The organism is Thauera butanivorans NBRC 103042, from assembly GCF_001591165.1.
Taxonomy (GTDB): Bacteria; Pseudomonadota; Gammaproteobacteria; order Burkholderiales; family Rhodocyclaceae; genus Thauera; species Thauera butanivorans.
Genome location: NZ_BCUG01000089.1, coordinates 1 through 10611 on the forward strand (window position 1 = coordinate 1; position 10611 = coordinate 10611).

General features: G+C 68.0%; 11 protein-coding genes. 3 read left to right on the forward strand and 8 right to left on the reverse strand.

The genetic code is table 11. The annotated features are described in order from the left end of the window. Both TBU01S_RS24205 and TBU01S_RS24210 read left to right on the forward strand, forming a co-directional pair. A partial coding sequence (locus TBU01S_RS24205) for a hypothetical protein (RefSeq protein ID WP_217999677.1) occupies nucleotides 1-501 on the forward strand: 501 nt, incomplete at its 5' end. Between the two features lie 110 nt (nucleotides 502-611). Next, nucleotides 612-788 (forward strand): hypothetical protein, encoded by a 177-nt coding sequence (locus TBU01S_RS24210; protein ID WP_157659248.1) that lies wholly within the window; start codon nucleotides 612-614, stop codon nucleotides 786-788. Between the two features lie 152 nt (nucleotides 789-940). Here TBU01S_RS24210 and TBU01S_RS21720 read toward each other — a convergent pair whose 3' ends face one another. From TBU01S_RS21720 to TBU01S_RS21755, 8 genes are all read right to left on the reverse strand, one after another. Next, on the reverse strand, nucleotides 941-1591 hold the full coding sequence (locus TBU01S_RS21720) for a response regulator (RefSeq protein WP_068639580.1): 651 nt from the start codon (nucleotides 1589-1591) through the stop codon (nucleotides 941-943). Then, nucleotides 1591-3012: a HAMP domain-containing sensor histidine kinase gene (locus tag TBU01S_RS21725; RefSeq protein ID WP_068639581.1), complete on the reverse strand. Its 1422-nt coding sequence runs from the start codon at nucleotides 3010-3012 to the stop codon at nucleotides 1591-1593. Before TBU01S_RS21725 ends, TBU01S_RS21720 begins: the two co-directional genes overlap by 1 nt. 29 nt (nucleotides 3013-3041) lie before the next feature. Beyond that, nucleotides 3042-4034: a quinoprotein relay system zinc metallohydrolase 1 gene (locus tag TBU01S_RS21730; protein WP_068639582.1), complete on the reverse strand. Its 993-nt coding sequence runs from the start codon at nucleotides 4032-4034 to the stop codon at nucleotides 3042-3044. Further along, nucleotides 4031-4807 (reverse strand): quinoprotein dehydrogenase-associated SoxYZ-like carrier, encoded by a 777-nt coding sequence (locus tag TBU01S_RS21735; protein ID WP_068639583.1) that lies wholly within the window; start codon nucleotides 4805-4807, stop codon nucleotides 4031-4033. The genes TBU01S_RS21730 and TBU01S_RS21735 overlap by 4 nt, the downstream gene beginning before the upstream one ends. After that, complete coding sequence (locus tag TBU01S_RS21740) at nucleotides 4804-5346, reverse strand: c-type cytochrome (RefSeq protein ID WP_068639584.1); 543 nt, start codon at nucleotides 5344-5346, stop codon at nucleotides 4804-4806. Before TBU01S_RS21740 ends, TBU01S_RS21735 begins: the two co-directional genes overlap by 4 nt. A 56-nt stretch (nucleotides 5347-5402) precedes the next feature. Next, nucleotides 5403-6068, reverse strand: a complete 666-nt coding sequence (locus TBU01S_RS21745) for a pentapeptide repeat-containing protein (protein WP_068639585.1) — start codon at nucleotides 6066-6068, stop codon at nucleotides 5403-5405. 125 nt (nucleotides 6069-6193) lie between these two features. After that, nucleotides 6194-8068, reverse strand: a complete 1875-nt coding sequence (locus TBU01S_RS21750) for a methanol/ethanol family PQQ-dependent dehydrogenase (RefSeq protein WP_068639586.1) — start codon at nucleotides 8066-8068, stop codon at nucleotides 6194-6196. A gap of 291 nt (nucleotides 8069-8359) precedes the next feature. Beyond that, nucleotides 8360-9976 (reverse strand): sigma-54-dependent Fis family transcriptional regulator, encoded by a 1617-nt coding sequence (locus tag TBU01S_RS21755; RefSeq protein WP_068639587.1) that lies wholly within the window; start codon nucleotides 9974-9976, stop codon nucleotides 8360-8362. Between the two features lie 48 nt (nucleotides 9977-10024). On the opposite strand from TBU01S_RS21755, the gene TBU01S_RS24920 reads away from it, so the two are divergent. Beyond that, on the forward strand, nucleotides 10025-10611 hold a 587-nt coding region (locus tag TBU01S_RS24920; RefSeq protein ID WP_245651012.1), incomplete at its 3' end, for an aldehyde dehydrogenase family protein.

Genomic DNA, 10611 nt, shown 5'->3' on the forward strand with positions numbered 1-10611 from the left:
CTTCAGCCAGGCGCATATGCCAGATTCGACGAAAAGAAATTTGAGCTTGCTGGCGAACTTGCGGCTAATCTGATTGATTTGAATCTCTCCACCATGGCTCGTCGTGAGGATCAAGCACTTTGGGTTAGCAATGTCCCCGACGAGTTGCTTCGTAGATCGCTTTGCCCAGAATACTTCGTTCGGCCTTCTTCGTTAACTGCGTGGATTAATCCCGCTTGGAAGCTACCAGAAGTTCGGAACGTTACAGAGGCGAAATCATTTTCTGACTCATTGGTGTCAAAGTACGCATCGCTGAAAGAGCGTTGGGATGATACGAAAAGAAAGTTGATCGCGAATCCTGCGATTCCAGGTCTTGATTTCAAGCGCTGGGATAAATCGACAGGGCATTGGTCAGTGCGTATCAACGATAATTTTCGCGCTCATCTACGCCCAGTCCAAAACTCTAGTGGCACTTGGGAGGCTGAGGAATTTGGCCCGCATAAAGCTATGGGGCATGGGTGAATGATGCGATCCATCAGTGTTCTAGCCCGGCAGTCCATACGGACGCTGCGCGATAAAGCCGTGCAGCGCCGGTGATTTCTACGTTACGTTTTTGTTCAAGAGAGATTGGAATGAAGAAGACAACGAAACTGCGTTTAATTGGTGGGGGCATCTTGCTTTTTAACCTTTGGCTCATTGGCGCCTATAACCTTGAGGGCATTCCGGTACTACTGCTCACGTTTGGTTTCGCCATGGGATACGAGTATTTGGTAGTGCGCCCCGCCTCAAAAACCACGGAAAACAACTGAATAACCGATATGCGTAAGTACATCAGGCATGTCGTGTCCGGCCTTTTATTTGCCTTTCCCCAGTCGGCCTTGTTCGGCGCGTGCGCGCCGGGGCCATGCGACTAACCGCTCCGGCTGACCTCAATCAATCCTCGGCGTGAGCGGGCCTGCCCTCAGGTTTCCACCAGCCCGGCCCGCACCGCGATCAGCGCGAGTTCGGCGGCGTTGCTGGCATTGAGCTTCTGCTTGATGTGGTACAGGTGGGTGCCGACGGTGCTGCTGCTCAGGCTCAGGGTGGCGGCGACTTCGTTGACGGACTGTCCGCGCGCCAGCTGCAGGAAGACACTGAATTCCTTGCCGGTCAGCGTTTCGGCCGGGTGGCTGCCGCCGCCCAGCCGCGCCAGCGCGAGCTTGGGCGCGAGTTCGGGGTCGAGATGGCGGCGGCCCTCGGCCACCTCGGCGATGGCGCGCAGCAGCGCGTCGGGATGGGCGCGCTTGGACAGGTAGCCGGTGGCGCCGGCCTGCAGTGCGCGGGCCGGAATCAGGGTGTCGTCGTGGGCGGACAGCATCAGCACGCGCGCATCCGGATGGTGGGCGAGCAGACGCTCGAGTGCACCCAGGCCGCCGATGCCGGGCATCGACACGTCCATCACCAGCACGTCGGGCTGGTGTTCGTTCCAGGTTTTGAGTGCCGCTTCGCCGCTGTCGGCTTCGGCGACGACGGTGGCGCCCGCGCCTTCGATCAGCAGGCGAAAGCCCATGCGGACGACCGCATGGTCGTCGGCCAGCACGATGCGCAGAGGGGGAAGCCGGATCGTCGTCATCAGCGCATGGCCCCGACCGGGAAGGAGGAGAAGGAAGGGCTTGCGGGGACGGCGGGCAGCGCGAGCGGCAGGCTGGCCTCCACCCGGCAGCCGCCGGCGGCGGGCCGTTCGAGCCGCAGGGTGCCGCCGAGGGCGCGTACCCGCTCCTGCATGCCGACCAGGCCGTAGCGCGGCCGTGCGTCGGCCGGGATGGCGCACAGGCCGCGGCCGTTGTCGGTGATGCTGAGCGTGACCGCCTGCGCATTCCAGTCCAGTACCACCGATACTGCATTGGCTTGGGCATGGCGGGCGACGTTGGTGAGGCTTTCCTGCAGCAGGCGCTGCAGTGCATGCGTCTGTTCGTTCGCCAGCACGGGCTCATCTGCAGCGATCCGGCAGTCGAGGGCGATGTGCGGATAGAGCCGCGACCATTGCTTGCAGGCCTCGTCGAGGATGGCCCCCACGGTCTTCGGCGCTTCCGGCGAGGGCTGGCGCAGGCGTTCGAGGATGGTGCGCACGCCGTCCTGCATCTGGCCGGTCATCGCCAGAATGACCTGGGCATTGCCGTGGATGCCGGGCTGGTCGGCGCTGCGCTGCTGGATCGCGCCGGCGATGGCGCGCACCGCGGTGATGCCCTGGGACAGCTCGTCGTGCAGCTCGCGGGCGATCAGGCAGCGTTCCGCTTCCAGGCGATCCTGCACTGCGCGGGCGAAATGGCGATCGGCGGCGAGTGCGGCGTTGTCGGCGAGCGTGTGGTCGAGCCGGTCGGCCAGGCGGTTGTAGCTGCGTGCGAGGCGGTCGAGTTCGGGGGCGCCGACTTCGGGCAGGCGGCGGTCGAAATGCCCGCGCGCGCCGCGGTCGAAGGCGGCGTCGACCGCGCGCAGCGGCGCCAGCGCCCGGCGCAGCCCCAGGTGGCAGCCGATGCCGGCCAGCAGCAGGCCGGCGAGCGCCCAGCCGGCGAAGCTGGCGAGCCTGTCCCAAGCATCGAGCACCGAGCGCGAGGCATCGGGCAGCAGGCTGATCTGCACCGGGCCGGCGTCGAAATGGCGGATGCGCAGATGCGGCGCCAGGCGCTCGGCGAACCATGCGGGCGCATGGCGGCCGGCCTTGTAGGTGGAGGCGGGCGATGCATACAGGCGTTCGCCGCCGGTGGCGGTGATTTCGAGCGCGTGCGCACGGATGCGGCCGATCGCGGCGAGCGCGGACATCAGCCGCGCCTGGCCCTCGGCGCCGTCGCGCCGGGTTTCGTCGATCAGCACGCTCAGCCATTGCTCGGCGACGCGGCCGGCGGATTCGACTTCCTCCTGGATCGCGCTGCGCGTCTCGCGCAACCACAGCGCGGCACCGGTGAGCAGCGCGAGCGCGAGCACGAGCGTCAGCATCAGGCTCAGCCGGGTGTGCAGGCTGGCGGAGTGCAGCGGGGGGCGGGCGCGCTTGTCCATTTGCGGTGGCCTGTCTGCGCGGCGCCGGGTCAGCGGCTCCGCAGCGCGGCCTGTTCGGCCGCCGGGTAGAGGTGGATGACCGAGCGCCGGAATTCGGCGGTGGCGCCGTCCAGATCGCCGAATCGTGTGGGCACTTCCTGTTCCAGCATCTCCGTCATGTCCTGCCCCTGTTCGGCGCCTTCGCGCAAGGTCTGTTCCAGCCACGCCAGGTAGCTGCGCGTCTGGGCGATCGGCGTGGCATCGGTGGCGACCGGGCCATGGCCCGGCACGAGTTGCCTGAACGGGAGGCCTTCGAGGTGTTCGAGCGCCTGCAGCCACTGCGCGATGTCGGCGTGGGGCGTGGTGGGCGCGCGGTTCCAGAACACGATGTCGCCGGCGAACAACGTGCCGGTGGCGAGATCCAGCACGGCAAGATCGGCGTCGGTGTGGCCCGACAGCATCAGCAATTCCAGCTTGCGGCCGCCGATCTCGAGCGGCCCTGCCGCCAGCGTGCGTTCGGGCAGCACCGTCTCGGTGCCGCGCATCCACTCGCCGGTCAGGCGGTACATGTTCTCGAGCAGGGCTTCGCCTTCGGCTTCGAGCGCGCCGCGTGTCCCGGGCAGCGCGGCCAGCGTCGCCGGCGGGAAAGCCTGGTTGCCGAGGACGTGGTCTGGATGATGGTGGGTGTTGATCACCAGCACCACCGGTAGCGGCGTGACGGCGGCGATTGCCCGGCGCAGCTGCTCGCCGTAGCGCAGCGAGGGGCCGCTGTCGACGACGATGACGCCTTCGCTGCCGACGATGAAGCCGGTATTGACGATGTTGCCGCCGTTCGCGGGCGAAAACTCTTCGGTGCTGCCGATCAGCACATACACGCCGTCGGCGATGCGCTGCGGAGCGAGGCGGTAGTCGAAGCCGTCCTGCTGGGCGGTGGCCGGTGTGCTGGCGGCGGGCAGGCCGGCGAGCAGCGCCAGCGCCGCGAGGGCGGCGGCGAAGGCCGCCCGGCCGCCGCGGCGCCGCACAGGGCGCTTGCTGCCGTTCATGGCGCCACCTCGGCCACGATCGGGTTGCCGTTGTTGTCGCGCCCGCTGATGCGGAATCCGCCGCTGCCGGTGGCGGAGGCCGGAATGTCGATGGTGAACAGCGGGTTCTCGGAAACAGGCTCGCCGGGATGGATGCGCATCAGGTGCCGGCCGTCGGCGTTGCTGATGTCCAGCGTGTCGATGTGGAACACCGGGACGCCGGCGGCCAAGCCGGTGTCCATCGGATGCACGACCTGCACGCGCAGCCGCGAGCCGCCGTCGACCCGCGGCCAGATGCGTGCGCTGACTTCGTTCAGGCGCTGCTGCCATTCCGGCGAGCCGGTGCCGGCCGAGGGCACGGTGCAGCCGCCGCCGGTGGTGTTCACCCAGGTGCCGCCGACGTGCCAGCGGCCGTCGGCGGTGCGCGCCGCGGCCCGCACCGGGGTGGATTGCTGCAGCTTGAGGCGGAAGGCGAGCCCCGGATGGGCGCCGGCGGGCTCGTAGCTGAGCGCGCGGACGATGGGGTTGAAGTCGGCGAACACGACCACCTCCTCGACTGCCTGCAGCCGGCGCAGGTCGACCGCCACCGGCACGTTGAGCGCGTCCTCGGCCATCGTCGGTGCGCTGACGCGGACGCGCTCGTCGAACTCGACTTCGGCGCCGGGGAAGAAGGTCTGGCGCATTTCCTCCCAGCGCGGCGAACCCAGCGGATCGCTCGTGTCCTGCGCCCGCGCGCCCGGGGCGGCCAGCATCAGTGCCAGCGCCGCGCCGGCGATCAGTTCCTTCAGCGTCATTTCGCCTCCTGCCGCTGCGGCGGCCTGCGCATGCTTTCGACGAAGCTGCGGATCGACCACAGCACCGGCGCATCGATGATGCCTTCCCACGGCGGCATGTGCTCGTAGCCGAGCTTGATCTTGCCGTTCAGCACCGAATACCGGAAGAAATAGTCGCTGTCCTCGATGCAGCGCTGCTTCAGCGAAGCATCCTTGACCCGGTTGCACAGGCCGCCGATGCGGCGCAGATCGGGCGCCGGCGAGCGGGAACCGTCGGCGTCGACGCCATGGCAGCGGGCACAGGCCTGGTTGAAGGCGTTGCGGCCGAGTTCGATGGCGGCGGCGTTGCCGCGCAGCGGATTGCTGTCGGCCCAGCCGGGGGCGATCGGCGGCAGCGTCGAGGTATCGACCACCGGCGGCTGCGGCCGCTCGGCCTGCGCGGCGGCGGGCAGCCAGCACAGCGCGGCGCACAGCACGGCGGCGAGGCTCGCATGCAGCCGGCTGCGGCGGGCGGACGTGCGGCAGGGGTGGCCGGGCGGGCGGGAGCGGAAGATTTGCATCGGGCGGCTTCCTTGCGAGAGAGCTTGCGCGGAGGGGATGGTCCTGGCGGGCGTGCTTACCAGCCGGTCGGGCAGCCCTGGCAATTGGTGAACGAGGATTCCGGGAAGATGGTGAAACGCGTCACGCAGCGGTCGATGACGGCGTCGTCGAGCCTGACCGAGACGAACTTCGCTTCCTGCAGATTGCAGCTCACCAGCTTCGCGCCGATGAACCAGGCGTGGTTGAGCCGGGCGAATTCCAGGCTGGCGCCGGTGAAGTCGGCGCCGGAAAAGTCGGAGCGCATCAGCCGCCCCGCTTCCAGATCGGCACCGATCATGCGGGTGTTGCGGAAATTGGTGCTGGCGGCGTTGACCTTGTGCATGCGGGCGGCGGTCAGGTCGGCGCCTTCCAGATTGGCGGCGGAAAGGTTGGCGCCGCGCAGGTCGGCGCGGGTCAGGTTGGCGCCGCGCAGGTCTGAACCGGCAAGGTTCTGGCCGACGAGGTCGGCGTGGCGCAGATCGGCGCCCGGACAGCGGGTGTAGGGCCAGATCGGGCAGCCGTTGATGACCAGCGGCCAGTCCTCTTCGGCGCTGTCGCCGGCATGGGTATCGCCGAAAACTTCCTCCGCCCATGCGGCGGATGGGCCCAGGCCGCCCAGGGCCAGACAGCCAGCGGCCAGCAGGCTGCACCAGAGCGGGCGGAAAGGCCGCGCGGCGGCGTTCGGGTTGCGGGTATGAACCACGGGCGTGCTCCTTCCAGGGAGGCCGGGCGGGGCGTGCCCGCCCGGGCATGGCGACGAACCCGGCGCCGGCCGCCGGGGCCGGATCCCGCGCCGAAGCGCGGGGCCGCCGGGTTCGTCAGGCAGGATCAGCGGCTGGCTTTCGGCAGCTTGAACACCCACATCGAACCGCCCTGGGTGACCTGCTTGGTCAGCTCGGCCATGTCGCCGCCCCACAGCGGTACCGCGCCGCCGTAGCCCGACTGGATGGCGACGTACTGCTCGCCGTCCATTTCCCAGGTCACCGGTACCGAGACCACGCCCGAGCCGGTCTGGAACTTCCACAGTTCCTTGCCGTTCTTGGCGTCGAAGGCCTTCAGGTAGCCGTCCGAGGTGCCGGTGAAGACCAGGCCGCCGGCGGTGGTCAAGGTGCCGGCCCACAGCGGGAACTCTTCCTTGTGCTCCCAGGCGATCTTGCCGGTGACGGGGTCGATCGCGCGCAGGATGCCGACGTGGTCGTCGAACAGCTTCTTGATGCGGAAGCCCTGGCCCAGATAGGCGGAGCCGGCCTTGTAGGTGACGTTCTCGGTCCAGTAGTCCATCGCCCAGTGGTTGGCCGGGATGTAGAACAGGCCGGTGTCCGGGCTGTACGACATCGGGTGCCAGTTGGTGCCGCCGAGGAAGGGCGGCGAGACGAAGATCGACTCACCCTTGTCCGCGCCTTCCTTCGGCTGCGGCGGACGGTTGTCCTTCTCGATCGGTTTGCCGGTCTTGAGGTCGAAGCCCGACGCCCAGGTGATGCCGTCCACGAAGGGCCAGGCGCCGATCAGCGAGGTCGGCTTGTTGGGATAGCCGGCGCCCTTGGCCAGCATGTCGCGGTCGGTGACGAAGAAGAAGCCGTTGCGGTCGGCGTGGGCCGAGGCATTGACCATCTTGCCGGTCTTCGGGTCCTTGTACTCGAACAGCACGACGGAGTTGTTGCCGGAGAAGTCCCAGGCGTCGTTCGGGGTGTGCTGGTAGAAGCCCTTCAGCTCGCCGGTGCTGGCGTCGACATAGGCCTGGCCGGAGGTGAACAGGCTGTCCCAGTTGCGCGGGTCGTCGCCCGGCGCGGTGCGCTTCCAGGTGTTCCACGGTGCGGGGTTGCCGGCGCCGATGACGACCATGTTGTTTTCGACGTCGAAGCTGGCGGTCTGCCATGGTGCGCCGCCGCCCTGGCTCCAGGCTTCGACCTTGCCGGTGGGCGAGTTGGGATCGTCCGGCCAGCTCGGTGCCTTGGGGTCGCCGGTGGGGGTGCTGTCCTTGCCGTTCAGGCGGCCCATGTGGCCTTCGACCATCGGACGGGCCCAGACTTCCTCACCGGTGTCCGGGTCGCGCGCGAACAGCCAGCCGACCACGCCGAATTCGTCGCCGGATGAGCCGTGCACCAGCAGCGTGCGGCCGGACTTCTGGTCCTTGATGACGAAGGGGGCGCCGGTCATGGTGTAGCCCACCTTGTGGTCGCCGAACTTCTTCCGCCACACGACCTTGCCGGTCTTGCGGTCGAGCGCGACCATGGCCGCATCCAGAGTGCCGAAGAAGACCTTGTCGCCGTAGATGGCGGCGCCGCGGTTGACCACGTCGCAGCAGGGGCGGATGTCGTCCGGCAGGCGGGCGTTGTATTCCCACAGGCGCTTGCCGCTGCGGGCGTCGATGGCGAAGATGCGGGAGTAGGAGGCGGTGGCGTAGATCACGCCATCGTGCACCAGAACCTGTGCTTCCTGGCCGCGCTGTTTTTCACCGCCGAAGGAGAAGCTCCAGGCCGGCACCAGGTTGGCGACGTTGTCGGTGTTGATCGCCTTGAGCGGGCTGTGGCGCTGCGCCTTCAGGCCCAGGCCGTAGGTCAGCACGTCGCCGGTGGTCTTGTGGTCGTTGGCGATGTCCTCCCAGGTGACGTCGGTGACTGCGGCGGCCGGCAGCGACAACGCCGCTGCGGTGGCGACGACGATGGCGCGCAGCGCGAAGGGCTTTGCATGCGACTTTTTCATTTTTGCTCCTTGCCTCCTGATCCTGTCTTGTAGGTATGTCGTGTGGCTTTCCGCCGCTCTGGGGGCCGACGGGCCGGATGTCCGGTGAGCTATGTTTGGCAAAGAGCGTGCCAGTCGCGGCCGAGGGGGTGAATCCCGCCATTGATGCCCTGTGGCGGCCTGGCGGGCAGTGTGGCCATCAGGGGTGTGTAACGATTTGGAACAGTCGTTCCCTTCCTGAACAGCCCGGATGGGCAGTCCCGGGGGCAATCGCGGGCGGGCCGCGCGGCAGCAGCCGGCGGCAGGATGCGTTCAGATGGGGGTTTCCAGCAGTTCGTCGGGAATGTCGTCCGGACGCAGCTCGGTGCTGTCGTCTCCCAGCAGCGCGAGCATCAGGCGCAGGCGGCTGGCGAGCTCGCTGATGTTGCCGGGCCACGGATAGCGCCGCAGGCGGTCGATCGCCTCGGGCAGCACGCGGATCGGGCGTCCGGGACAGGCTTCGCGGACGAAGCGATGTACCAGATGGGCGAAGTCGGTGCGTTCGCGCAGCGCCGGCAGCGTCACGACGTGTGCGCTGTGTCTTGCCAGCGTCGCCTGATCGAGGCCGCTCCCGTCCGCTTCATGGGCAAGCGGATGCCGGCTGGCGGCGACGATGCGACGGCTGGCGCCCGCAGCCTCGAACAGCCGGGAACGCGCCTCGGCCGGGAGGAGGTCGACGTCGGTCAGGTAGAGAAGGCCGTTTTCCGCCTGCCGCAGGGCATCTTCGAGCTCATCGCGGCCCGCTTGCGCACGGGCGGCAAGGCTGCGGCCGTCGAGCTCGAGCGGCGGCATGCCGATGCCGTGGTCGCGGCAGTGCTGGTACAGCAGGTGGCGTTTGCCGGTGCCGGTCTCGCCGCATAGCAGCAGCGGGCCTGCGCAGCGATTGCGATGCCATTCGGCGACCAGCGTGCCGGCATGGCCGAGGCGCGGGTCGATGTCCGGTGCGGGCGGCGCCTCGGCACGGCCGGGAGCCTCGTCGCCGTTCGCCGGCCGGCGGCCGTGCGACGCCCGGGGCAGCAATAGCCTGGCCCGGGCGATGCAGGTCTGCCCGTGCAGCGTCCGCAGCGGAAAAGGCGTCAGCGGCCCGAACGCCGCCCAGGACACCAGATGCCGCCACTGCGTGGTGAAGCATTCGGGGTAGCTGCCCTGCGGGAATTCGCCGTGCAGCTGCAGCAGTGCGCGGGCGGCGCGATTGCTGGCCAGCAGGCGGCCTGCCTCATCGAACAGCACCAGCCCTTCCAGCGGGCTGCCGAGCAGGTCGGGCCGGGTATGGAAGTGCAGCGACAGAAAGCCTTCGCCAAGGTTTTCGATCAGGCGGTGTTCGATGCATTCGGCGGTGGTGCGCAGCAGCGCGTCGGCGTGCGACAGGTTGGCGCGGGCGTCGGTGGAAATGTCGAGAATGCCGGCGACGCCGCCGGTGGGCGAGAAGATCGGCGTGGCGACACAGGTCAGGAAGCGGTTGCGCGCCAGATAGTGCTGGCTGCCTTCGACGGTGGTGGCCCTGCGCGTGGTGAGCGCGGTGCCGATCGCGTTCGTGCCCATCGCCGCTTCGCTCCATTCGGCGCCGGGGCAGAGTGCGACCCGGGTGGCGCGGTCGAGGAAGCCGGTGTCGCCGATGGCGCTCAGGATCAGCCCGTCGCAGTCGGTCAGCAGCAGCGTCGAGCTCGGGCAGCCGATCTGGCGGAACAGGTTCTCGATGACCGGGCGGGAGAAAGTCAGCAGGCGGGCATTGGCCTCCAGGCGGTCGCGCAGGTCGGCAGGGGAAACGAGCGCATCCGACAGGGCGTCGTCCGGGCGCAGGCCGAATTCCCTGCTGCGTGCCCATGAGGCGTGCAGGTCGAGCGGCGCGAGCGCGGCCGGGTTCGGCGAGGAAGAGCGTGCGGGGTCCATGTCCTTTCCCATGCAGGAAGTATGCCTTCCGCGTGCATGGATGGGAACGTGGCGCTGGCGAAGTGCATCGCATTGGAACAGGTGTGCGGCAATGGAACACCCGGCGAGGCCGGCTTTGAGCGGCTCCGGATGGGCTGCTCAGCCTGGGCTGTTGCCAGTTGCCTGAATGATAAGAAGAAATTGAGAATCTCTGCGCAGGCCTGCGGTTCTGGCACGCTGCCTGCAGAGGAGACGTGTAACGCACACGGCGTTCGTAACCACAAGAGAGAAGACAGCGAGATGATCTACGCAATGCCCGGGCAATCCGGCGCCCCGGTCCAGCACAAGGCGCGGTACGACAATTTCATCGGCGGCCGTTGGGTAGCGCCAGTCAAGGGCCAGTACTTCGACGTGGTGACGCCGATCAGCGGCCAGGTCTATACGCAGGCGGCGCGCTCGACGGCCGAGGACATCGAGCTGGCGCTGGACGCGGCGCACGCGGCGTTTCCGGCCTGGAGCAAGACGCCGGCGGCCGAGCGGGCCAACATTCTGCTCAGGATCGCCGAGCGCATCGAACAGAACCTGGAACGGCTGGCCTACGCCGAGACGGTCGACAACGGCAAGGCGATCCGCGAGACGCTCAACGCCGACATCCC